The sequence below is a fragment of the Maribacter sp. IgM3_T14_3 genome (assembly GCF_049603095.1).
Classification (GTDB): Bacteria; Bacteroidota; Bacteroidia; order Flavobacteriales; family Flavobacteriaceae; genus Maribacter.
In genome coordinates this window covers 2,614,119-2,637,407 of record NZ_CP187138.1, presented here as the reverse complement: position 1 = coordinate 2,637,407, position 23,289 = coordinate 2,614,119, and the positions used below count along the sequence as shown (strand labels likewise).

General features: G+C 37.0%; 22 protein-coding genes. 20 read left to right on the top strand and 2 right to left on the bottom strand.

Going from position 1 to position 23,289, the window contains the following annotated elements; translation table 11 throughout:
* Window positions 1–199: 199 nt before the first annotated feature.
* The gene (locus ACPF9A_RS11820) at window positions 200–577 is read right to left on the bottom strand and encodes a hypothetical protein (RefSeq protein ID WP_423997124.1); all 378 of its coding nucleotides are present in this window, start codon (window positions 575–577) and stop codon (window positions 200–202) included.
* Between the two features lie 155 nt (window positions 578–732).
* On the opposite strand from ACPF9A_RS11820, the gene xerA reads away from it, so the two are divergent.
* The 17 genes from xerA to ACPF9A_RS11735 all read left to right on the top strand — a co-directional run bounded on the left by xerA (window position 733) and on the right by ACPF9A_RS11735 (window position 18,414).
* Window positions 733–1,824: a site-specific tyrosine recombinase/integron integrase gene (gene xerA, locus ACPF9A_RS11815; protein ID WP_424004467.1), complete on the top strand. Its 1,092-nt coding sequence runs from the start codon at window positions 733–735 to the stop codon at window positions 1,822–1,824.
* Window positions 1,825–1,936: 112 nt separating this feature from the next.
* Window positions 1,937–2,314 (top strand): DUF3703 domain-containing protein, encoded by a 378-nt coding sequence (locus tag ACPF9A_RS11810; protein ID WP_423997122.1) that lies wholly within the window; start codon window positions 1,937–1,939, stop codon window positions 2,312–2,314.
* 163 nt (window positions 2,315–2,477) lie between these two features.
* Window positions 2,478–3,125, top strand: a complete 648-nt coding sequence (locus ACPF9A_RS11805; RefSeq protein WP_423997120.1) for a hypothetical protein — start codon at window positions 2,478–2,480, stop codon at window positions 3,123–3,125.
* A 72-nt stretch (window positions 3,126–3,197) separates the two neighbouring features.
* On the top strand, window positions 3,198–3,773 hold the full coding sequence (locus ACPF9A_RS11800; protein WP_423997118.1) for a hypothetical protein: 576 nt from the start codon (window positions 3,198–3,200) through the stop codon (window positions 3,771–3,773).
* Window positions 3,774–3,991: 218 nt separating this feature from the next.
* Window positions 3,992–4,528, top strand: a complete 537-nt coding sequence (locus ACPF9A_RS11795; RefSeq protein WP_423997116.1) for a Crp/Fnr family transcriptional regulator — start codon at window positions 3,992–3,994, stop codon at window positions 4,526–4,528.
* Window positions 4,529–4,579: 51 nt separating this feature from the next.
* Window positions 4,580–5,149 (top strand): DinB family protein, encoded by a 570-nt coding sequence (locus tag ACPF9A_RS11790; protein WP_423997114.1) that lies wholly within the window; start codon window positions 4,580–4,582, stop codon window positions 5,147–5,149.
* Window positions 5,150–5,420: 271 nt separating this feature from the next.
* The gene (locus tag ACPF9A_RS11785) at window positions 5,421–6,938 is read left to right on the top strand and encodes an IS1182 family transposase (protein WP_423997098.1); all 1,518 of its coding nucleotides are present in this window, start codon (window positions 5,421–5,423) and stop codon (window positions 6,936–6,938) included.
* A 98-nt stretch (window positions 6,939–7,036) separates the two neighbouring features.
* Window positions 7,037–7,774, top strand: a complete 738-nt coding sequence (locus ACPF9A_RS11780) for a hypothetical protein (RefSeq protein WP_423997112.1) — start codon at window positions 7,037–7,039, stop codon at window positions 7,772–7,774.
* A gap of 262 nt (window positions 7,775–8,036) precedes the next feature.
* Window positions 8,037–8,537 (top strand): Crp/Fnr family transcriptional regulator, encoded by a 501-nt coding sequence (locus ACPF9A_RS11775; RefSeq protein WP_423997110.1) that lies wholly within the window; start codon window positions 8,037–8,039, stop codon window positions 8,535–8,537.
* A 9-nt stretch (window positions 8,538–8,546) separates the two neighbouring features.
* Window positions 8,547–9,242 carry a hypothetical protein gene (locus ACPF9A_RS11770; protein WP_423997108.1) on the top strand — a complete coding sequence of 232 codons (696 nt, stop codon included), beginning with the start codon at window positions 8,547–8,549 and terminating at the stop codon, window positions 9,240–9,242.
* An 85-nt stretch (window positions 9,243–9,327) separates the two neighbouring features.
* Window positions 9,328–9,681, top strand: a complete 354-nt coding sequence (locus tag ACPF9A_RS11765; RefSeq protein WP_423997106.1) for a hypothetical protein — start codon at window positions 9,328–9,330, stop codon at window positions 9,679–9,681.
* Window positions 9,682–9,705: 24 nt separating this feature from the next.
* Window positions 9,706–10,233: a hypothetical protein gene (locus ACPF9A_RS11760; RefSeq protein WP_423997104.1), complete on the top strand. Its 528-nt coding sequence runs from the start codon at window positions 9,706–9,708 to the stop codon at window positions 10,231–10,233.
* 291 nt (window positions 10,234–10,524) lie between these two features.
* Window positions 10,525–12,042: an IS1182 family transposase gene (locus ACPF9A_RS11755; protein WP_423997090.1), complete on the top strand. Its 1,518-nt coding sequence runs from the start codon at window positions 10,525–10,527 to the stop codon at window positions 12,040–12,042.
* Between the two features lie 76 nt (window positions 12,043–12,118).
* Entirely contained in the window at window positions 12,119–12,478 is a 360-nt protein-coding gene (locus tag ACPF9A_RS11750) for a hypothetical protein (RefSeq protein WP_423997102.1), read from the top strand.
* A 682-nt stretch (window positions 12,479–13,160) separates the two neighbouring features.
* A complete protein-coding gene (locus ACPF9A_RS11745) occupies window positions 13,161–14,702 on the top strand; it encodes a carboxypeptidase-like regulatory domain-containing protein (RefSeq protein WP_423997100.1) in 1,542 nt (513 codons plus the stop codon).
* A 546-nt stretch (window positions 14,703–15,248) separates the two neighbouring features.
* Window positions 15,249–16,766 carry an IS1182 family transposase gene (locus ACPF9A_RS11740; protein ID WP_423997098.1) on the top strand — a complete coding sequence of 506 codons (1,518 nt, stop codon included), beginning with the start codon at window positions 15,249–15,251 and terminating at the stop codon, window positions 16,764–16,766.
* A gap of 148 nt (window positions 16,767–16,914) precedes the next feature.
* Window positions 16,915–18,414 (top strand): S41 family peptidase, encoded by a 1,500-nt coding sequence (locus tag ACPF9A_RS11735; RefSeq protein ID WP_423997096.1) that lies wholly within the window; start codon window positions 16,915–16,917, stop codon window positions 18,412–18,414.
* A gap of 130 nt (window positions 18,415–18,544) precedes the next feature.
* On the opposite strand, the gene ACPF9A_RS11730 is transcribed toward ACPF9A_RS11735, so the two are convergent.
* A complete protein-coding gene (locus tag ACPF9A_RS11730) occupies window positions 18,545–19,513 on the bottom strand; it encodes an IS110 family transposase (protein WP_423997094.1) in 969 nt (322 codons plus the stop codon).
* Between the two features lie 428 nt (window positions 19,514–19,941).
* Here ACPF9A_RS11730 and ACPF9A_RS11725 point away from each other — a divergent pair, with 428 nt between their 5' ends.
* The 3 genes from ACPF9A_RS11725 (at window position 19,942) to ACPF9A_RS11715 (ending at window position 22,992) form a co-directional block, all read left to right on the top strand.
* Complete coding sequence (locus tag ACPF9A_RS11725; protein ID WP_423997092.1) at window positions 19,942–20,613, top strand: DUF4386 domain-containing protein; 672 nt, start codon at window positions 19,942–19,944, stop codon at window positions 20,611–20,613.
* A gap of 297 nt (window positions 20,614–20,910) precedes the next feature.
* On the top strand, window positions 20,911–22,428 hold the full coding sequence (locus ACPF9A_RS11720; RefSeq protein WP_423997090.1) for an IS1182 family transposase: 1,518 nt from the start codon (window positions 20,911–20,913) through the stop codon (window positions 22,426–22,428).
* Between the two features lie 174 nt (window positions 22,429–22,602).
* Window positions 22,603–22,992 (top strand): hypothetical protein, encoded by a 390-nt coding sequence (locus ACPF9A_RS11715; RefSeq protein WP_423997088.1) that lies wholly within the window; start codon window positions 22,603–22,605, stop codon window positions 22,990–22,992.
* Window positions 22,993–23,289 lie beyond the last annotated feature (297 nt).

Below are 23,289 nucleotides of genomic sequence, written 5' to 3'. Positions count from 1 at the left end.
TAAGCGGACTTAATTTCAAAGATGTAGATTGGGAATGAAGCGTTTCCCGCACTTTTTGCGGGTTTAGTGTAGTGGAAATCGTAATCTTTGACATTGTGTCCAAGACCTTTTTTAGTGAAGCTCTTTACCTTAAATGAAGCTTATCGCGAAATGTAGGGGTAATGTGCTAAGCGTGTTGCCCATTTATCAAATTATCGTTCTAATTCATATAGTCCTTCCAGGTGACCAAAACGTATTTTTCCTTCTCTTTTTCTTGCTTTTTTAAAAACCCATATTCGTACACAAATAGATAAACCTCCCCTTTTTGATTTTTCCAATAGTGGGTAAAAAATTTGGGGTTAAATCCTAATTCCAACAACACTGCAGATCGTATCGTTACCTTTCCTCCCTTGTTGTATTCCTTTAAAATCTTCCTATTGAGTTTTAGTTGATTGTCCACTTTATTATAGAACCGTTCCGGGTTCTGTTTTTCCTTTTGGTATTGGTAGGCGCTCTTACAGTGTAAGTTGCAATACTTTTTATCCGTTCTACCTGTAAGTTGCTTTTTGCAATGTATACATTCATGCTGTAATCTCATCCCTATTAAATTTAAGTGAATGTCTATGCGAACATTATTCGCTTAAGGTACGATTAAATCAATTCTATCCTATAAATTGCCCTTTTATCCATTAATTCAATAGTATGGCTTCCTCTTATACACCGCATATAAAATCCATAACCTTATATCATCTGATGATCAAGGAGCAACAGATGATAGGCATCAAATTTTCTCCGGATAGGTTAATACAAAATTTAATCAAAGGGCTACCTAACCCCAGGTGGAGTAAACGGTACAATATGGCCTATATTGAGAATACTAAAGCTAACCTTGGCATTATCTTTAACACATTTAAAGGTGAAGTTTGGATAAACTATAACCGATTCTTGACCAACAAACCATTAAAGACGACTAATGAGTCAATAGATGTGGAATGGTACCGCAAGAGAAAACCCATACCCCAATTTAGATGTTGTCCCGAAGAGTACCTTCTAAAACTTGAACTAAAAAAATATGCCAATAGCACCGTGCGCACCTATGTTTCGTTCTTTGAAATGTTTATAAATCATTATAAGCATAAGGAACTGAACGCTATTGACGAAAGTGATATTAGAGCGTTTCTTCAAAAGCTTATTCATCGTAACGTATCCAATTCTTATCTAAACCAGGCAATTAATTCAATTAAATTCTATTATGAGGTGGTATTGGGCATGCCGAACCGATTTTATGAAATAGAACGTCCAAGAAAGGAGTCCAAGCTACCCAAGGTAATATCAAAGGAGGAGATCATTTCAATTATCGAGAACACCAATAATATCAAGCATAGGTGCATTGTAAAGCTTTTGTACAGTTCAGGTCTAAGAAGGAGTGAACTTTTGAACCTTAAAATTTCGGATGTTGATAGTAAGCGAATGCTTGTAAGGGTAAAGGACGGCAAGGGCAATAAGGACAGGTATACCTTATTATCAAAATCCGCTTTGGATGATCTCCGTCTTTATTACAGAGAGTGGAAGCCGCAAGATTATTTATTCGAGGGAAGAAAGGCATCAAAATATACCGCAGAAAGTGTATTGAACATCGTTAAAAAATCAGCAGCAAAAGCAGGTATAAGAGATACCGTTACCCCACATGTATTACGGCACAGTTTTGCAACACATCTTTTGGAATCAGGTACAGATCTTAGACAGATTCAAGTGCTTTTAGGTCATGGCTCCAGCAAGACGACCGAAATATACACCCATGTGGCGACCAATACTTTTAAGAAAATTAAAAATCCATTAGATTAGTGTTTCTAAAATAGAAATATAGTAACTTGTTACTATATACAATTGTTACCCAACATTAACAAAAACAGAACGTTAGAATTTAAACCGAATAGAAAACTAAAAAAAAACAGACATGAAATTTTACACTTCAATACCTGAAAGTCTGAAACCATATTATAAAGCGGAATTGAATAAATACCGAACTGAATATGCAAACGGAAATTTAGAAAGTGCGTGGAATCATTTGGAAAGAGCTCATATAATTGGACAGAAATATCCTTATGCTCATACTTTTGTACATTGGAAAATGTTACAATTCGGAATTAAAATCAAAAACGGAAAAGAAATTATTGGACAAATTCCACGTCTGATTTTTGGAGGTGTGAAATCCTTTGTTGGAAAAATTCCAGTTGGAAATCCTGGAGGGTCAAATGTTCCACCATTAAAACCATTTCCGATTGAAAAAGAATTGCAGAATATTTTTGAGAAAGCTGGAATTGAATTAATCTGAAAATAAAAAACGTTGGGTAACACCGTATATAATTTATTGCTAGTTTTAGCCTACTTACGAAAATCCTCGCGGATTTTCTATTCGGTTTGTATTTGCTAAATTAGGTGCTTAAAACACGCAACAAACCATATACAAAACCGTTGTAAGCAATTAAGACAAACCAATGTTGACCATTGAAAAAATAAAAATATATAACAAATTTGGCGGAGACATTGACCATTTGGCTCGTGTTGGAAAATCGACTGAAAAAGAATTGATTTCTGACAATGATTGGTCGCAGATTGACGAATTTGAACAGGATGTAAAATTGATTTCCGATAGACTTGTATCAAAAGAATATAGAGAAAACGCTTTAATTAAAATGAATGAAAATTGCGATTTGGAAACCAAAGACTACTTCAAATCCAAAATTCCATTTTATTCGGATTTTAAAGAAGTTTCGGAAATAGTGGCTAATATCAAATCAAGAATTAATGATGAAACTGATACTGTATGGGCAGGATTTGATAATGTCGAAATTTTGACAAAAGAACTTGACACTGACCAAAAACAAATAGAACTTTTGGACTTTGATACTCTTGAGAAAATAATGGTGGAATTTTTACCGACCAGTACTTATCAAGAATTAGCAATGTCAAATGGTTGGAGTGATGAATACTTAAAAATAGCTGAGAAATTTGATTCTATTCATAAGCGGATTAAAGAAAAACTGCTTACAACAACGTATAAAAATAATGGCGGAAATTCTGCCAAAATAAAAGATATTAATAACAATAATTTTTGGTCTAAACTGAAAAAGTGGTGGTCGTAAAACCGCCACTATTCTTATACAAGACCGTTACCACACATTTGACCAAAAATTAACTAATAACCAGAAATAACCGTGAAAAAAATAGGTGTAATATCTTTAATCATAAGTGTAAGTTCGTTCGTCCTGAAATTAGTTGACGTCTTTCCCGAGTACAAAGAAATACTCAAAATTGTTAGTTTAATCTTTTTTGGAGTTGTTATTGGAATCGTGATTTCACGCTTTACAAAAGACGAAGTTGAATTAAAAGAATTTTCATTACGCGATTTTTTTCCGTATTTCTATTATGGCTTATTAGGTGTGATTTTCTTAACAATCTTAATCTTTATGATTCAACTTGAGGATAAAGATAAAGTCAGCACACTAACTGGCTGGTTATCTACAATTGGAGGTTTTATTGTAGCTTCTGTGATTTTTAATTTTCATAATATATTTTCATCTAAAAGTGGAATTTCGATTGATGATAAATTTATATTAGCGGAGAATTACAAGCACGAAAAAAACTATTCTAGAAGTTTACATTTTTACGAATCAATTAAAACTAGTTTGGATGAAGAAGATGTGCGAATTGAGCAAATAGAAACAAAAATAAACGTAATTAAGTCTCTTCAATTAAATAGAGAAATAGCCAAAAAGGAGATTGGAGAATAAAAAACGTGTGGTAACAATACCTAAACGTAATGCGGACTTTTGGGCTAAATCTAAAGGTCTGTGTATATTTATAATGTCGCTAAATCTTATGGATTTAGCTTTGAACAAAAAAAAAATAAAACTAAACAATAAGCTTTAGCTTCGTGCGTATACGGAAACGAAAAGTTTCCTTACTTCCGCACTACGCTTAGCTCAAGCGTTGTGCGTAAGCTAAAAAAATGAACCCGATAACAAACTTTATAGAGAAAATTGACCAGCAGAATTTATGGGACAATAAGCTAGAATTAAGCCGAAAAGAACATTTAAAGGTTAAAGGGAGCATTGACACAAATCTTTACTTCGTGATTAGGGGAAGTTTGAGAATCTATGTGTTGGACGAATTTGAAGAGAATATAATAAGGTTTGGCTATAAAAATAATTTCATAGCGTCTTTGGATTCTTTTATAACTGAAAAACCGTCAGATTTATACATTCAAGCAATAAAAAAAACGGAATTAAAAGTTATCAAAAAAACGACATTTATGAACTTGATAGAAAGTTCAGAAGAAAACACCAAAATCTGGCATATAATGCTCGGAGATTTGATATTCCAACAAATGGAAAGAGAACGAGATATTCTAACTTCTTCGCCAATAGAAAGGTACAAAAGAGTTTTGGCAAGAAGTCCACAGTTATTTCAAGAAATCCCAAATAAGTATATTGCATCTTACTTAAGAATGACACCAGAAACATTATCGAGAATAAAAAAGTCTTAATCCAAATCAATCTTTTTGGAAAGAACATTACCGATTTTTGTAAAAAAAACAATGACAATAAAATCAGAACAATTAATACAGGACTTGATAGAAAGAACTCGAATAAATATAAACCAAGCCGAAAAATTCAATTCCCTTTCAACCGAAAAGCTCAATTGGAGAATTAAACAAGAAAGCTGGAGTATTTTAGAATGTTTCGAGCATTTGAATTTGTACGGAGATTTTTATATTCCAGAAATCAAGAACAGAATAGAAAGTTCAAAAACACTTCCGATAGAAAGCTTCAAATCTGGATTTTTAGGTAATTATTTTGCAAAAAGTATGTTGCCGAAGGAAAAACTGAACAAAATGAAAACGTTTAAGGATAAAAACCCTATTGGTAGTGGGTTGGATAAAAGGACTATTGTGCGTTTTATTAATCAACAAGAGCAATTATTAAATCTTTTGGACAAGTCAAAAAAAATAGATTTGAACAAAACAAAAACAGCGATTAGCATATCGAAATGGATTAAATTAAAGCTTGGAGATACATTCAGAGTTGTCATATATCATAATGACCGACATATTGTACAAGCGAATAAAATAATGGACGAAAAAAAGCCTACGCACAACAATGTATAAAAAACATAGGGCGTTTGTGCTAAACCGAAAGTTCTGTGAATATTAACTAAGTCCGCTAAATATAAAATTTGGCGTTTATAATAGAAAAGATAAAAGCAAAATATTTATATTTAGCTCAGTAATAAACTGAAACGAAAATGCTTTTTAATTGCCCTACGTTTCTTATACCAACCGTCAGACTGCGCAAAAACCTACCCTTTCTTAATAACTTTGTTGATTTCCTTTAGCACGGCCAATACCATAACGTATTGATATTGATTATCTTAATGGTATGGATTTTATAACAGGTTTTGACAGGGACCAACTCGTAATGATGGATTTCGAATCCTGCCTGGGTCCCGATTCGTGGGCAAGGATCGTCGATATGTTCGTGGATATCCTCCCAATGGGCGACCTGGGGTTCAGGGACGTGCTGAACAACGAGGGCAGGCCACCATATCGTTCCTCGGACATGCTCAAACTCTATCTCTACGGCTACAAGAACAAACTGCGCTCCTCCCGCCAATTGGAACATGCCTGCAAGGTAAACCTCGAGGTCATATGGCTCCTGAAGGGACTAAGGCCGTCCGCAAGGAAAATAGCCTATTTCAGAAAGCGTAACCCAAAAGCCTTCAAAGGGGCATTCAGGTATTTTGTGGTGCTGCTCAAGGATTGGGAACTAATCGAAGGCGAGACCATTGCCATCGACTCCTTCAAGATAAGGGCCCAGAACGCCCTGAAGAACAACTTCAACCAGAACAAGATCGACCGCCATATCGAGTACATAGACAACAAGATACTGGAATACCAACAACAACTTGATGCCGAGGACGGAGATTCGGATACCGAAAAAATACAGGACAAAATTGCCTACCAGGAATCGAAGAAGGAAAGATACCGCAACATCGGGGAAGAGCTGCGCACCAGTGGGGAACGACAGATCAGCCTTACCGATCCCGATGCCAGATCGGTAGTACTGCACCGCAACATAATCAATGTGGGCTATAACGTGCAGGCAGGGTGTGATGCAAAATACAAACTCTTCGTCAACAACGACACGGGCACCGTAAACGATACACACGCACTTTCGCCCATGGCACTCGATGCAAAGCAACTTTTGGGCGTGGAAAAAATGAGGACACTTACCGATAAAGGGTACACCACGGGCAAACACCTGGACATCTGCACCAAGAACGGGATAACAACTTACTCATCCCCAAAGGAGCATTCTTCCCAACACAACGGCCTTTATCCCATGGTCGATTTTAAATACGACAGGGAAATGGATACCTATACCTGTCCCGACGGACAGATATTGGTGACCAATGGAACCGTTTACAATAAGGCGGGCCACAAGGTCAAGCATTACAAGAACCGACAGGCCTGCAAGGTCTGCCCCGTAAGGCACCTTTGTACCACGAACAAGAACGGACGCTTCATAGAGCGCTCCATTTATCAGGAGGCCTTGGAGGAAAACCAGAAAAGAGTGGAGGAAAATCCGGAATATTATAGGCTCAGGCAACAGATCACCGAGCACCAGTTCGGGACCATCAAAAGACAATGGGGCTTCACCCATACATTGATGAAAGGAAAACAGAACGTGCTCTCCGAGGTAAACCTGATCATGATATGCTACAACCTTAGCAGACTTGTGTCCATTCTTGACCCAAAAGTGTTGAAGGACAGGCTCAAAAGGCTTGTCGACATATTTTTTGCCCTATTCGGAGCCATTTCAGCCATTTTGGGCGACTTTGCTTTTCTTGGAAATTTAGTTTACCACAAAAGAACCGGCTATAAAACCTTCGCTTAGGGTCCTATAAATCAAAACAAATCATTTATTTTTATTCGAAATGGAGTTGCTGCGCAAACTCCCGTTAGCGGTCAGGCTAAAAAACGACACTGCACAAAATGACAAAGAGTAAAAAGATAATATTATTTGGACTGATAATTTCATTAACAACAATATTGATTATGGGGCTATTTAGCTTTTTCAAAAAAACACCAGAGCAGATTACAAGTTCGACTGACCCTTACAAGGACAGTTCGACGAATCTTATATACAACCTATTGTTTTGCGACAACCTTGACTTGTATAAAAACAATACAAAACCGCCTTACACATATCCATTTGACATCTTGTTTTCAGAGACAAGCGCAATTTCTGACTTGCAAAAAATTATTGACGATAGTTCTACTGACGCAAGACTGAAAGTTCTTTCATATAACAGACAAATTGCAAGTGGACATAAACCGATTAAAAAAGAACTTCTTGCTGTAATTGTTGAAGTTGGACTTGACACAGGACTTGACGCTTTAGCTTCATTCAATGACGGAACGGCTCGTTACATAAACCAGACTGGGAAAATTTTAGTTTGGGAAACGACAGATGAAAAATCTAATGAGCTGACCCAAGATTTATTTTTAAAAAGCCAAAATATTGTTAATCAAATTGGTGCTTGGGATAAACCAAGACGACCAGCACCGACAAAGGGAAATGTTAGAATTACATTCCTTGTTTCGGACGGATTGTATTTTGGCGAAGGACCAATTGATGTTTTGTTTAACGACCCAATGGCAAGTCCAGCATTAACATCAGCGACTTACTTGATGAAATATTTAACCGAGAAATCATTAGAAACAAAATGACATCGGTGGACAGAAAAAAGCCCGAACCGCTAACACGCGGTCATAAAACATTGCGCGGATAGTGCTATATTTGAACGAAATAACATTTAATCAACGGCTTAGCGGGCTGATAAGTTTGTGTTTCAAAATGCGCAACGTTTCATACCGCCATCCGTTATGCCTTATTATAAAAAACCTTGGAACAACAATGAAACAGACTCATTTTTTAAATAGCATTTTTAAACAAGAAAACTTTAATTCGGAGGAATTAGAATTGATTTTAATGCAATTTGAAGAAATTGAATTTAACAAGAACGAATATCTAATCGAAAAAGGAAAAGTAGCGGGTTACTATTACTTTTTGGAGACAGGTTTTTTACGTTCGTACAGTATTGACACGGAAGGAAATGATATTACGACTAAATTCTTTGCAGAAAATGATATTGTGATAGATTGGCATTCCTATTTTTTAAAAAAACCTTGTAAAGAATCTATTCAAGCATTAACAAAAGGAAAATGTTGGAAAATTAGTTTTGCCAACTTTATGAAATTATTTAACATTGAAGCTTTTAGAGAAGTAGGCAGAACAAGGCTTGTAAATAACTACTTTGAATTAAAGAATCATTCAATATCTATGATTGCCGACCAAGCGAAAGACCGATATTTAAATTTATTAAAAGAAAAACCTTCAATAATTCAAAATGTTCCTCTAAAACATATTGCTACATATTTGGGAATTACAGACACATCTTTAAGCAGGATTAGAAAAGAAATCACTTTATAATATCAACCTATGTTTTCAAATCAAATACCTGAAATATTTTCTATCCTTTTTCTATTAGCGTTTATGTTTCCTGTAGTAATGGTAGCCCGTTTGGCAAAAAAAGGAAAAATAAAAAACGGATTTTGGTTGGTTCTTGGTTTTTACATTCCCTACCTAATTATAGTTGCAATAGCAAGTTTTAATGACTTTTTTGATGACGTAATGTTACCGCCCAAAATTGTTTTGACAACAACGCTTCCTTTGGCAATATTTGTAACCATAATATATAGTACTAAAATCTGTAAAAAGGCAAATGCTATTTTAAAACTTGAAGATTTAGTTAAGATTCATCTATTTCGACTTATTGGTAGCACTTTTATCATTCTATTCCTTTATGATTTATTGCCACCAATTTTTGCTCTTTTCGCTGGTATAGGAGATTTACTTACTGCCATATCAAGTATTTTTGTGGCAAAAGCTATCCGTAACAAAAAAAACTATACTAGAAAACTGACTTACATTTGGAACACTTTTGGACTTGTCGATATTTTAATTACTTCCGCTATGGCTATTATTTTCACTAAAATCAGTATCGACAATAGTATTCAAGGTGTAGAGTTTTTGGCAGAATTTCCGTTTTGCTTTATTCCAGCTTTTGCACCACCAACAATTATTTTTCTTCATCTATTGGTTTTCCGCAAATTATCTTGGCTCAAAAAAACCTAATTGTCATTTCTTGTCATAGGCAAAGTTTTTTGTTTTTTCCCTCTTTTACTTTTGGTGTATTGTTTAACATTAAAAACTAATAGAAATGAAAGCAGAACAAAAATTTATGATGATTTTCAGTTTTAGTCCTAATACTGAATACCAACCTACAAAAAAAGAAATGGAACTAATGAAACAAGAATGGGGCAGTTTCATTGGCAACATTGCTATTAAAGAAAAACTAGATAGCACGCATCAACTGGGTTTTGACGGAAAACAAATAGCTGCCGATTTATCAATTGCGGACGGAATTCTAATTTCTGAGAACAAAACAGTTAGTGGGAATATGATAGTAAAAGCAAATTCATTAGATGAAGCTGTTGAAATGGCTAAAGACAGCCCTATTTTAAAAATGGGAGGCTCTGTTGAAGTTCGGAATATTATACCAATGGAAAATTAATATATACTCTTAAAAATGAAAAAAATGATTTTAATAATAATCGCAGTAGCATTAATCCTGTTTTTAGGAATTGGGTTTTATAATGCAAATAAATTACAACATATTCACATTCAAAAAACCGTGAATATCCAATCAGAAATACAGACCACGTTTGATAACGTTCTTTATTTGAAAAACTTTACAAAATGGTCACCATTCTATGAAGCCGACCCTAACCAAAAAACAAGTATTAAAGGAGCGGATGGACAAGTTGGCGCACAGTTTCATTGGGACGGTAACAACGGAAAGGATTTGGGCTATCAAGAAATTACGGAAATTCGACCTTTAGAGTATATAAAAATGGATTGTGATATTCAAAAACCATTTAAAGCAAACCCTACTTTTGAATACTCTTTTCAAAAAACAGGCAACTTGATTAAAGTAACACAAGATTTCAATTTAAAATCTGGATTGGTTGATTCCTTTTTTATGTGGCTTTTTGGAGCAAAAAAAGATATGGAAAAAATGAATGCTAGAGGAATGGAACTTTTAAAGATTGCGTGCGAAAAATAACAAGGCATAACAATGTATATAAAAAATAGGGCAAATATTTCTTGACCAATGGCTTGGGCTTATTTGCGAGGTCGCCATATTTTTAATTTGTATTTTTGACAATAGAAAAGTTAAAAAGAAAATTAAAAATATGGCTTCGTGTTAGTCTGAAAGTTAGGCGTTTATAAACCGCCCTACTTTTCATATACGAGCCGTCAGACTGCGCAAAAACCTACCCTTTCTTAATAACTTTGTTGATTTCCTTTAGCACGGCCAATACCATAACGTATTGATATTGATTATCTTAATGGTATGGATTTTATAACAGGTTTTGACAGGGACCAACTCGTAATGATGGATTTCGAATCCTGCCTGGGTCCCGATTCGTGGGCAAGGATCGTCGATATGTTCGTGGATATCCTCCCAATGGGCGACCTGGGGTTCAGGGACGTGCTGAACAACGAGGGCAGGCCACCATATCGTTCCTCGGACATGCTCAAACTCTATCTCTACGGCTACAAGAACAAACTGCGCTCCTCCCGCCAATTGGAACATGCCTGCAAGGTAAACCTCGAGGTCATATGGCTCCTGAAGGGACTAAGGCCGTCCGCAAGGAAAATAGCCTATTTCAGAAAGCGTAACCCAAAAGCCTTCAAAGGGGCATTCAGGTATTTTGTGGTGCTGCTCAAGGATTGGGAACTAATCGAAGGCGAGACCATTGCCATCGACTCCTTCAAGATAAGGGCCCAGAACGCCCTGAAGAACAACTTCAACCAGAACAAGATCGACCGCCATATCGAGTACATAGACAACAAGATACTGGAATACCAACAACAACTTGATGCCGAGGACGGAGATTCGGATACCGAAAAAATACAGGACAAAATTGCCTACCAGGAATCGAAGAAGGAAAGATACCGCAACATCGGGGAAGAGCTGCGCACCAGTGGGGAACGACAGATCAGCCTTACCGATCCCGATGCCAGATCGGTAGTACTGCACCGCAACATAATCAATGTGGGCTATAACGTGCAGGCAGGGTGTGATGCAAAATACAAACTCTTCGTCAACAACGACACGGGCACCGTAAACGATACACACGCACTTTCGCCCATGGCACTCGATGCAAAGCAACTTTTGGGCGTGGAAAAAATGAGGACACTTACCGATAAAGGGTACACCACGGGCAAACACCTGGACATCTGCACCAAGAACGGGATAACAACTTACTCATCCCCAAAGGAGCATTCTTCCCAACACAACGGCCTTTATCCCATGGTCGATTTTAAATACGACAGGGAAATGGATACCTATACCTGTCCCGACGGACAGATATTGGTGACCAATGGAACCGTTTACAATAAGGCGGGCCACAAGGTCAAGCATTACAAGAACCGACAGGCCTGCAAGGTCTGCCCCGTAAGGCACCTTTGTACCACGAACAAGAACGGACGCTTCATAGAGCGCTCCATTTATCAGGAGGCCTTGGAGGAAAACCAGAAAAGAGTGGAGGAAAATCCGGAATATTATAGGCTCAGGCAACAGATCACCGAGCACCAGTTCGGGACCATCAAAAGACAATGGGGCTTCACCCATACATTGATGAAAGGAAAACAGAACGTGCTCTCCGAGGTAAACCTGATCATGATATGCTACAACCTTAGCAGACTTGTGTCCATTCTTGACCCAAAAGTGTTGAAGGACAGGCTCAAAAGGCTTGTCGACATATTTTTTGCCCTATTCGGAGCCATTTCAGCCATTTTGGGCGACTTTCCTTTTCTTGGAAATTTAGTTTACCACAAAAGAACCGGCTATAAAACCTTCGCTTAGGGTCCTATAAATCAAAACAAATCATTTATTTTTATTCGAAATGGAGTTGCTGCGCAAACTCCCGTTGGCAACAATTATGAAATACAGTATTCCAGACAAGAGAGAATTGACAAAACCCGAAAAGGAATTGCTCGAATATTTGTTCGCAAAGGAAAAAGCGAACTGGAATAATTTGATTGCGGATTTAAAAGTAATTGCTAGATGCGGTTGCGGAAAATGTCCGACGATTATGTTCGGAAAAACTCTTGAATCTAAAACTGAAAAAGGTAAATTAATAATTGATTATTTTGGGAAAGGTAAGAATGGAGACTTAATCGGAGTTTCTTTATTCGGAAACGAAAAAATGCCGACGGAACTTGAATTTTATACAGTAAATGGAGAATCGGAAGTTACGGAATTACCAATATTAGATTCTTTGAAACCTGTATCGGAATAGAAAATGCGAATGGACTTCTTACTCAAACGCAATCTGAGTGCAGATGGACTTCCAACTCGGTCGGAATAAAGAAACGTATTGGAAACGTCTTACTCGAACGGAGAATAACTGTTGCCAACACAACCTAAACGTAATGCGGACTTTAGGGCATAAACGAAAGGTCTGTGTATATTTATGAAGTCGCTAAATCTTATGGATTTAGCTTTGGACAAGAAAAAATAAAACTAAACAATAAGCTTTAGCTTCGTGCGCAGACGGAAACGAAAAATTTCCTTGCCTCCGCACTACGCTTAGCTCAGGCGTTGTCATTAATAGCTCGAAAAAAAATATAAATCGAGTAGAACGGGCTAAAAGCGGTAATTTTTTTGGTGTTCAATTTAAAGTTTCCGCAGGAATTGAAAATTGTACTTAAAAAATATTGAGATTTCTGGGCAGGTTTGCGCAAATGGACTTTACTCGAAGCGAAATAAAATTTTAGATCCCAAGGTCTGCGTATTTTTATGATACCAAACAATTTTTGGCCCCGATGTTACAGGGTTGATTTAAATAAGAGAAGAACACCACAACCTACATCTTTCTAACCATGCGAAAAAGATTGCCAACTCTTTTGTTTTTTCTTTTGCTACTTCTAGTATCAAATTCAGTTTTATCCCAACAGCCTGAATATATTATTGGTAAGCTAATGGATTCCAAAACACAAGAGCCTATCGCCTTTGCCAGTATTCGAATAAAGGATCGAGCTTTAGGTATTATTTCAAACACGGATGGAAGTTTCAAAATTCCTTTAAAGTATAAGGAGTACGGTGATATTATTGAGATATCCTCTATGGGATATCAGACGAAAGAAATCTCGATTCAATCTTTTTCTGTCTACGAGTTAAACGATGTGAGACTGAAACCGGCAACATTAGAATTGGAAGAAGCCGTAGTAACCGCCCGAAAGAAAAAGAAAAAGAAACTTACGGCAAGACAAATAGTACGTAGGGCCATAAGTTCGATACCTGAAAATTACCCGGTCGAATCTTTTTCTACCATCGGTTATTATCGTGATTACCAATTGGACAGTTTACGATATGTAAATCTCAATGAGGCCATATTGGAAGTATTTGATGAAGGCTTTGATGCCATAGATTCCGTTACGACCAAAGTTAAGATTTTCGACTATCTAGAAAATACCGATTTTAAACGGGATACTCTGGCATTGCGGTCGTACGAATATCAATTCAAAGAAGGTCGAAAGGTTATCGATAAGGCTTTTTTAGCGTCCTATGGCGGTAATGAATTTACAATTTTAAGGGTTCATGATGCTTTGCGTAATTATAAAATCGATTCTTACTCTTTCGTACATCGCCTTAAATCCGACCTGCTTTCTGAACACAAGTTCAAAAAAGAGTCCGATACTTATCTAGCTGACGAACCCCTTTATACTGTTAAGTTCGAGAAACTACTTTTGGACTATAGTGCGTACGGCACAATGTACATTTCAAAAAGAAATTTCGCCATCCATAAGATGGAGTATATTGTATATGACCGCACGAAAAAGCTGCCAAATGGTATTATCAACAAGCATAAAACAAATAACCAACTGATTTTTGAGATTATCACTGAATATCGCCCTGAAAATGACAAGTTGTTCCTCAATTATATTTCTTTTCATAATACTTTTCAACTTTGGGATCCACCAAAGTTCGTTTTGGAATACACAACTGTAGACATTAATCAACAGCGTTTTATAATTTCTTTTAATCTAACGCCCGATTTGGAAGCTGCTTTGGACAAGGATAACTATATCTTTAAATACAAGGAAAAACAAATAGATCTTACAAAAATTGTACTTGATAATAGTGATGAAAACAGAAAAACTGTGTTCTTATACCCCAAGATGTACCCCTATAAGGCGGAGGAAATGTTTAGGTCAATATCTGTGGCTGCCAGGAAAGGACCTGTCGATTCTTTATTGTTAAGCGTGAAAGTATCCAATATAAGGGATATGGACGGCAATTTAATTAACGAATGGACTTCTAGAGACTACGATCAATTTCGGGAATTTTTTGTGCAAGAAGTAAAAACGAATGTAAAAAGGCCAGTGGATAGTCTATTAATGGAAAAGCGAAAGCCTATTTTTAAAGACCAACCCATGATTAATCCTGATAATTTTAACGATTATTGGATGAATACGCCCCTGCAAAATATAAAAACTAAAGGCAATTCAAGCGATAATTAATTTAGAAACTTATATAGGGATATAATAAATTAAGCTATCTAGTTTTTAGTAAAAATAGCTCATCAAATGGATTCGCTACTTATTTAAAACCGTATTTTTATACGAATAGACTTTACTCTATCTCAACTATTATACAGGTAAACTTTCTAATAAGTTTGTGTAAATGGACTTTACTCCGGTGAAATTTAGGACGTAAAAAGTTTGCGGCGGAACTCAATCGATGCGTTATCGAGCGTGATTACTCTTGTGGATCGCTACTAATGACAACAATGCCTATAATTAATACGGACTTCGGTCTTTACGCCAAGGTCTGTGTATATTTATGAGGTCGCAAAATCTTTGGGATTTTGCTTTCGACAAAAAAAGAAAAAACAAAACCAAAAGCTTTTGCTTAGCGCGTAGCTGGAAATCCGTCGGATTTCTGCACCGCACTAATCATAGCCGAACCGTCAGACTGCGCAAAAACCTACCCTTTCTTAATAACTTTGTTGATTTCCTTTAGCACGGCCAATACCATAACGTATTGATATTGATTATCTTAATGGTATGGATTTTATAACAGGTTTTGACAGGGACCAACTCGTAATGATGGATTTCGAATCCTGCCTGGGTCCCGATTCGTGGGCAAGGATCGTCGATATGTTCGTGGATATCCTCCCAATGGGCGACCTGGGGTTCAGGGACGTGCTGAACAACGAGGGCAGGCCACCATATCGTTCCTCGGACATGCTCAAACTCTATCTCTACGGCTACAAGAACAAACTGCGCTCCTCCCGCCAATTGGAACATGCCTGCAAGGTAAACCTCGAGGTCATATGGCTCCTGAAGGGACTAAGGCCGTCCGCAAGGAAAATAGCCTATTTCAGAAAGCGTAACCCAAAAGCCTTCAAAGGGGCATTCAGGTATTTTGTGGTGCTGCTCAAGGATTGGGAACTAATCGAAGGCGAGACCATTGCCATCGACTCCTTCAAGATAAGGGCCCAGAACGCCCTGAAGAACAACTTCAACCAGAACAAGATCGACCGCCATATCGAGTACATAGACAACAAGATACTGGAATACCAACAACAACTTGATGCCGAGGACGGAGATTCGGATACCGAAAAAATACAGGACAAAATTGCCTACCAGGAATCGAAGAAGGAAAGATACCGCAACATCGGGGAAGAGCTGCGCACCAGTGGGGAACGACAGATCAGCCTTACCGATCCCGATGCCAGATCGGTAGTACTGCACCGCAACATAATCAATGTGGGCTATAACGTGCAGGCAGGGTGTGATGCAAAATACAAACTCTTCGTCAACAACGACACGGGCACCGTAAACGATACACACGCACTTTCGCCCATGGCACTCGATGCAAAGCAACTTTTGGGCGTGGAAAAAATGAGGACACTTACCGATAAAGGGTACACCACGGGCAAACACCTGGACATCTGCACCAAGAACGGGATAACAACTTACTCATCCCCAAAGGAGCATTCTTCCCAACACAACGGCCTTTATCCCATGGTCGATTTTAAATACGACAGGGAAATGGATACCTATACCTGTCCCGACGGACAGATATTGGTGACCAATGGAACCGTTTACAATAAGGCGGGCCACAAGGTCAAGCATTACAAGAACCGACAGGCCTGCAAGGTCTGCCCCGTAAGGCACCTTTGTACCACGAACAAGAACGGACGCTTCATAGAGCGCTCCATTTATCAGGAGGCCTTGGAGGAAAACCAGAAAAGAGTGGAGGAAAATCCGGAATATTATAGGCTCAGGCAACAGATCACCGAGCACCAGTTCGGGACCATCAAAAGACAATGGGGCTTCACCCATACATTGATGAAAGGAAAACAGAACGTGCTCTCCGAGGTAAACCTGATCATGATATGCTACAACCTTAGCAGACTTGTGTCCATTCTTGACCCAAAAGTGTTGAAGGACAGGCTCAAAAGGCTTGTCGACATATTTTTTGCCCTATTCGGAGCCATTTCAGCCATTTTGGGCGACTTTGCTTTTCTTGGAAATTTAGTTTACCACAAAAGAACCGGCTATAAAACCTTCGCTTAGGGTCCTATAAATCAAAACAAATCATTTATTTTTATTCGAAATGGAGTTGCTGCGCAAACTCCCGTTGGCAACAATTTAAAAAAAATCGTAACACAAATTGAACATTAAAGTCAGATATATAAATTCATCAATCAAATTTAATCAGAAAATGAAAAAAATAAAACTTCTTGGAATAATTGCGTTTATATGCTTCAATTTAAACGCACAAAATGAAACTGAATATTTAACTAAAAACCAAATTGAAAACGATTTGTCGCAACTTGATGAAATTCTTCAAAATACATCTTCATATCAAGGAATAAACGGATTTGAATACAAAAAGGAATTTGATAATTTTTCTGCAAATTTTAAAGAGCAATCAGTTACAAAATATGATTTTGAACTGTTTTTATCGAAAGTTATTGGAAAAATTGGCGATAGACATTCATATATTGAAGGAGAGCGTTTGAGAAATTCGTTGTATTTCCCAATTGCGTTTGCGCCATTAAACGATAAAGTTTTAGTAGTCGATTTTAATAACGACACGGAAAAATACGCTTATTGGAATAAAGATTTCCCTTATCTCAAGTCCATTAATAATATACCCATCGAAAAAATATTATCGCAAGTCCTTCCCGCAGATATTCTCGCCCCAAAAAAATCTTATGAACTTCGAGCAGTTAGAGAGTTAAGAGATATAGAAATAATTTTCAAAGCTTTGAACTTTGAGTTACCAAATCCATTGCCAATAACTCTTACAAATGATAAAGGAATGGATAAAGAAGTAATTGTCGAGCTGGTAGATAGTAAAAACAAAGCGAAATTATGGGATGAACGATTTTATAAAGAGAACTTCTTTTTGCAAGATGGACAGTCTAACGACAAGGAAATCATAAAAGGTTTTTTTAGCATAAAAGATAATATTGGATATATACAACTTGTCGATATGTTAGACAAAGAAGATAGTCCTGTATTCTTTGAATTTCTAAATGATTTTATGAAAAGTGCAAAGCAAACCGACGCTTTGATTATAGATGTGCGAGATAATGGAGGTGGAACTCGTGATTTAATACAAGAATTAGCTGGATACTTTATAAACCCTAATTCGGTATATGTCGTTAACGCTACAAGACAAAGAGGAAAATTACCTCTCAATGAAGAATTAAAAGAATATTTACATTATCGTTTTTTGTATTCAAGAAACGAGTTAGATATAAGAGAACAGAAAGCAGTTGACAGTTTTATGAATTCTTTTAATCCAATGTATAATTTAGACGACAATAAGTTCAGCGATTATCATTATTACATATTAAATGGGCAAAAACTCGCAAAAAACAAATACCATTATGACAAGCCTATTTATATTTTAACCAATGAAAGAAGTTTTAGTGCTGCATCTGTTTTCGTTTCTGTATTTAAAGATTTACCAAACATTAAAATTGTGGGAGTAAATACGGATGGTTCGAGCGGTAATAGCGAACGTTTTGAATTATCAAATACAGAATTTCGTGGCAAAATAAGCACAATGGTTTCTTTCCAAAAAGACGGTCAAATTTTAGATGGTATTGGAACAAAACCAGATATAATAATTGAACGGAATTTAGACCAGATATTCTTGAAAGAAGATTATCAACTGAACAAACTAATTGAAATAATAAAACAGGAATAAAAACTGTGGCTAACAAAGAACTGAGGTAAAAAACAAACAAATTCTTCCTTAATTTGAGACATTATTATTCCACGCTCATAGATTCAAAAAACAGATTCTTTGAGCTTTTTTTATTCAATCTATCTTCTATTTATCTTGGCAGTATGGAAACGTAAGTTTCATCATATGGTCTACCAGATTTTGCAATAGCAAAAGACTGTTTGAGTAGTTTGTTAGCAACTGCTATCAATGCTAGTTTCTTACTCTTTCCTTTGTTCACGATTCGCTCATATACCTCTTTGCAAGCCTTGTTGTGTTTACACGCATTAAAAGAACATAGAAACAATAGATTGCGAAGCTTTCTATTACCGACCTTACTTATTCGCGCACGACCTCTTACACTGCTCCCCGACTCTCGTATCGTTGGGGTAATACCAACGTAACTACAAAGCTGTGATGCTGTTTCGAATTTGCTAAAACCATCCGTTACAACTATCAGGAACAAGGCGGTCTTCTGCCCTATACCTGGTATTGACATCAATAAGGTCAATTGTTCTTGTTGATCCTCTTTCACCAATGACAAAATCTTTGATTCGATAGCGGCTACCTCTTTATTGAGCTGTTTCTTGTTACGTATCAAGGAACGATAAACAAACTTTGAGGGTATACCTAAAACTGCTTCACCATGTATCTTGTTTTTGGTTGCCGTTCGTTGCTTTAAATAGGTATCCAATAACCGGAACAACTGTAGACACTCACTCTGGGTATCCGTCAAAGCATTGTAAATAGGAACCTCGTTGATAAGGGCATATTCACATATAGCCTTGGCATCGCTCTTGTCCGTTTTTACCTTGGCAAGTTTCATTTGAATGAACCGCTTTATAGATAATGGGTTTACTACTGAAACTATTACTCCATTTTTGTAAAGAAACTGTGCAAGTCTGTAATGATAATAACCGGTAGCTTCCATAACGACCAATGAACCTTTGGGTAATTCCTTAAGGTATTTCTTGAACCCCGTTTCATCGTTCTTATACTGGTCGTGACCTTTGTTACTACCATGTACATCAAAGACATCTTTACTAATGTCAACTCCAAAAGTTTCTTTATATTTATTCATAAGAAATGTTTTATGAAAGAACCGGCTACTTCTGCTCACAACAACTTGAAAACGAGATCTAAAGTCTCACAGAACTGAACGTGATTTAAGTAGTAAAAGAGAGAGGATTATCAATGTTGTCGAAGTCTGAAGCTTCACCGTATATAGTAACCTTAATTCTCTCTTTTGTTCTTTCTAATTATATAAACAATTTACTGAGAATCAAACTTAAGCCGTATATAATTTATTGCTAGTTCTAGCCTACTTATGAAAATCCTCGCGGATTTTCTATTCGGTTTTTATTTGCTAAATTAGGTGCTTAAAACACGCAACAAACCATATACAATCACGTTATCTGCAATTATGAAAAACCCTAAAAAAATTAATGGACTAGGCAACCATTTATAAAAAATTTGCGTCTATGATTATATATTGTTATATCTGAAAAAATGAAATCGTATAAAGATTTAGGAAAAATTGCAGGACTACTATTTCTAGTCAATTTGATACCATACGTAATAGCACAAATGGTAATATTAGATGGACTTTTTTACGTTCCAAATTATCTTGAAGTACTGAGTTCCAACAGAACTAGAATCGGAATAGCGGTATTATTGCAATTTATAAGTATTACTGCAATGATTGCTTTTGCAGTCCATATGTTCTCGATTTTAAGGGAATTCGGAAATAAGTTATCGCTAGGTTATTTAGGATTAAGGTTTGTTGAATTTGGAATTATTGTTTTCAGTATCACAAAACAGTTGAGTCTCTTCGAGTACAGTCAACTCGTTAAAAATATTAAATTCGAGGAGTTACCACTCTCACAATTATTGGCTGATTCAATGCTTCAAGAGTTGGAATGGATTGGTATTATATATATGTTAGTATTTGTAATACATTGTGTAATATTCTACTACTTGCTTTTTAAATCGAATTTAGTACCAAAAATTATTTCTATTGGTGGATTAATCGCAACGCTATTGGCTTTTACAAATATTATTAATCATTTATTCAACTTAAATTTTGGAGGTTTTTTCTTGTTTGCACCTATTGGAATTGTCGAATTAATACTAGCATTTTGGATTTTATTGAAAGGATTTAAAAAGATTTCAGCGGAATAAAAGCAGATAACAAAGTTGTATATAAAAAATAGCGCAAGTGATTGCTAATACGAAGGCTTGGGCATTTTTGGAAAGTCGCCAAATTTTTAAATTTGACGAATTGCCAAAAATAAAATAATTAGTAAAATTTAAAAATTTGGCTTGTGTATCATCCGAAAAATTATCGCTTATTAACAGCGCTACTTTTCATATACGAGCCGTCAGACTGCGCAAAAACCTACCCTTTCTTAATAACTTTGTTGATTTCCTTTAGCACGGCCAATACCATATCGTATTGATATTGATTATCTTAATGGTATGGATTTTATAACAGGTTTTGACAGGGACCAACTCGTAATGATGGATTTCGAATCCTGCCTGGGTCCCGATTCGTGGGCAAGGATCGTCGATATGTTCGTGGATATCCTCCCAATGGGCGACCTGGGGTTCAGGGACGTGCTGAACAACGAGGGCAGGCCACCATATCGTTCCTCGGACATGCTCAAACTCTATCTCTACGGCTACAAGAACAAACTGCGCTCCTCCCGCCAATTGGAACATGCCTGCAAGGTAAACCTCGAGGTCATATGGCTCCTGAAGGGACTAAGGCCGTCCGCAAGGAAAATAGCCTATTTCAGAAAGCGTAACCCAAAAGCCTTCAAAGGGGCATTCAGGTATTTTGTGGTGCTGCTCAAGGATTGGGAACTAATCGAAGGCGAGACCATTGCCATCGACTCCTTCAAGATAAGGGCCCAGAACGCCCTGAAGAACAACTTCAACCAGAACAAGATCGACCGCCATATCGAGTACATAGACAACAAGATACTGGAATACCAACAACAACTTGATGCCGAGGACGGAGATTCGGATACCGAAAAAATACAGGACAAAATTGCCTACCAGGAATCGAAGAAGGAAAGATACCGCAACATCGGGGAAGAGCTGCGCACCAGTGGGGAACGACAGATCAGCCTTACCGATCCCGATGCCAGATCGGTAGTACTGCACCGCAACATAATCAATGTGGGCTATAACGTGCAGGCAGGGTGTGATGCAAAATACAAACTCTTCGTCAACAACGACACGGGCACCGTAAACGATACACACGCACTTTCGCCCATGGCACTCGATGCAAAGCAACTTTTGGGCGTGGAAAAAATGAGGACACTTACCGATAAAGGGTACACCACGGGCAAACACCTGGACATCTGCACCAAGAACGGGATAACAACTTACTCATCCCCAAAGGAGCATTCTTCCCAACACAACGGCCTTTATCCCATGGTCGATTTTAAATACGACAGGGAAATGGATACCTATACCTGTCCCGACGGACAGATATTGGTGACCAATGGAACCGTTTACAATAAGGCGGGCCACAAGGTCAAGCATTACAAGAACCGACAGGCCTGCAAGGTCTGCCCCGTAAGGCACCTTTGTACCACGAACAAGAACGGACGCTTCATAGAGCGCTCCATTTATCAGGAGGCCTTGGAGGAAAACCAGAAAAGAGTGGAGGAAAATCCGGAATATTATAGGCTCAGGCAACAGATCACCGAGCACCAGTTCGGGACCATCAAAAGACAATGGGGCTTCACCCATACATTGATGAAAGGAAAACAGAACGTGCTCTCCGAGGTAAACCTGATCATGATATGCTACAACCTTAGCAGACTTGTGTCCATTCTTGACCCAAAAGTGTTGAAGGACAGGCTCAAAAGGCTTGTCGACATATTTTTTGCCCTATTCGGAGCCATTTCAGCCATTTTGGGCGACTTTCCTTTTCTTGGAAATTTAGTTTACCACAAAAGAACCGGCTATAAAACCTTCGCTTAGGGTCCTATAAATCAAAACAAATCATTTATTTTTATTCGAAATGGAGTTGCTGCGCAAACTCCCGTTGGCAACAATTTAAAAAATGGTAAAATCGAAAAAAATTACAAATAATTAATATCTTAAACGATATGAAAATGAGTACTTTAATCTACAAGTGAGAAATTTTAATTAATTATGAAACTTAATTGCATTAAAATAAGCATAAACGCTAATGAATTTTGTTCCGAAGTGACATTTTCTGAAAAAGAAGATTTAGGAGCAGAATCTGAAAATATGTCCGTTGACGAAATAATAGAATCTATTGGCAGATATTTATTATTACAGCGCTCATATGCGGAGGATGATTTTGACAATGATTATATTTACTATGAAACTCAAGATGAAAATTTTGCTGGTAAACTAACTGATTATGAAATGGCTTTATCAAAAAATAGTTTTGAACTAAAGCTTAAAAATGGAGAAATAGAAATCCAAATTAAACCGTCTGTAAAAGAATATTTACAATTAAAGGAGATACTTCCAATATTGACAAATAACAGCAAGAATCTAATTATAAACAACTGAAATAAAGGCAGTTGAAAACAACAATGTGATAGAAATTTATTACTAAAATATAAATGTACTACCTGTAGCTTCGGTACTCAGTTAAAAAAGAAATATAAATTGAAGCTAATTCGAATAATTTACAATGTTCCAAACGGAATTTAAAAACTGTGTGCAGATGGAATTTACTCTGACGGAAAAACGGAATGGATAAAGTTTGAATAAAAGTAGAAATCTGAATCATAGCGCAGCAAAACTGTTGCCAGTCGAGTAGGTAAAGGGGATTTCACCCCTAAACCTCTCACAGAACCGTACGTG

What these genes read in the sequence shown, in the direction of transcription:
- ACPF9A_RS11785 (WP_423997098.1), top strand. Translation starts at nt 5,421, where the DNA reads ATGGATTTTATAACAGGTTTTGACAGGGACCAACTCGTAATGATGGAT.
- ACPF9A_RS11780 (WP_423997112.1), top strand. Translation starts at nt 7,037, where the DNA reads ATGACAAAGAGTAAAAAGATAATATTATTTGGACTGATAATTTCATTA.
- ACPF9A_RS11730 (WP_423997094.1), bottom strand. Translation starts at nt 19,513, where the DNA reads ATGAATAAATATAAAGAAACTTTTGGAGTTGACATTAGTAAAGATGTC.
- ACPF9A_RS11745 (WP_423997100.1), top strand. Translation starts at nt 13,161, where the DNA reads ATGGATTCCAAAACACAAGAGCCTATCGCCTTTGCCAGTATTCGAATA.
- ACPF9A_RS11715 (WP_423997088.1), top strand. Translation starts at nt 22,603, where the DNA reads ATGAAACTTAATTGCATTAAAATAAGCATAAACGCTAATGAATTTTGT.
- ACPF9A_RS11750 (WP_423997102.1), top strand. Translation starts at nt 12,119, where the DNA reads ATGAAATACAGTATTCCAGACAAGAGAGAATTGACAAAACCCGAAAAG.
- ACPF9A_RS11735 (WP_423997096.1), top strand. Translation starts at nt 16,915, where the DNA reads ATGAAAAAAATAAAACTTCTTGGAATAATTGCGTTTATATGCTTCAAT.
- ACPF9A_RS11725 (WP_423997092.1), top strand. Translation starts at nt 19,942, where the DNA reads ATGAAATCGTATAAAGATTTAGGAAAAATTGCAGGACTACTATTTCTA.
- ACPF9A_RS11765 (WP_423997106.1), top strand. Translation starts at nt 9,328, where the DNA reads ATGAAAGCAGAACAAAAATTTATGATGATTTTCAGTTTTAGTCCTAAT.
- ACPF9A_RS11820 (WP_423997124.1), bottom strand. Translation starts at nt 577, where the DNA reads ATGAGATTACAGCATGAATGTATACATTGCAAAAAGCAACTTACAGGT.
- ACPF9A_RS11775 (WP_423997110.1), top strand. Translation starts at nt 8,037, where the DNA reads ATGCAATTTGAAGAAATTGAATTTAACAAGAACGAATATCTAATCGAA.
- ACPF9A_RS11760 (WP_423997104.1), top strand. Translation starts at nt 9,706, where the DNA reads ATGATTTTAATAATAATCGCAGTAGCATTAATCCTGTTTTTAGGAATT.
- ACPF9A_RS11810 (WP_423997122.1), top strand. Translation starts at nt 1,937, where the DNA reads ATGAAATTTTACACTTCAATACCTGAAAGTCTGAAACCATATTATAAA.
- ACPF9A_RS11790 (WP_423997114.1), top strand. Translation starts at nt 4,580, where the DNA reads ATGACAATAAAATCAGAACAATTAATACAGGACTTGATAGAAAGAACT.
- xerA (WP_424004467.1), top strand. Translation starts at nt 733, where the DNA reads ATGATCAAGGAGCAACAGATGATAGGCATCAAATTTTCTCCGGATAGG.
- ACPF9A_RS11740 (WP_423997098.1), top strand. Translation starts at nt 15,249, where the DNA reads ATGGATTTTATAACAGGTTTTGACAGGGACCAACTCGTAATGATGGAT.
- ACPF9A_RS11795 (WP_423997116.1), top strand. Translation starts at nt 3,992, where the DNA reads ATGAACCCGATAACAAACTTTATAGAGAAAATTGACCAGCAGAATTTA.
- ACPF9A_RS11770 (WP_423997108.1), top strand. Translation starts at nt 8,547, where the DNA reads ATGTTTTCAAATCAAATACCTGAAATATTTTCTATCCTTTTTCTATTA.
- ACPF9A_RS11720 (WP_423997090.1), top strand. Translation starts at nt 20,911, where the DNA reads ATGGATTTTATAACAGGTTTTGACAGGGACCAACTCGTAATGATGGAT.
- ACPF9A_RS11805 (WP_423997120.1), top strand. Translation starts at nt 2,478, where the DNA reads ATGTTGACCATTGAAAAAATAAAAATATATAACAAATTTGGCGGAGAC.
- ACPF9A_RS11755 (WP_423997090.1), top strand. Translation starts at nt 10,525, where the DNA reads ATGGATTTTATAACAGGTTTTGACAGGGACCAACTCGTAATGATGGAT.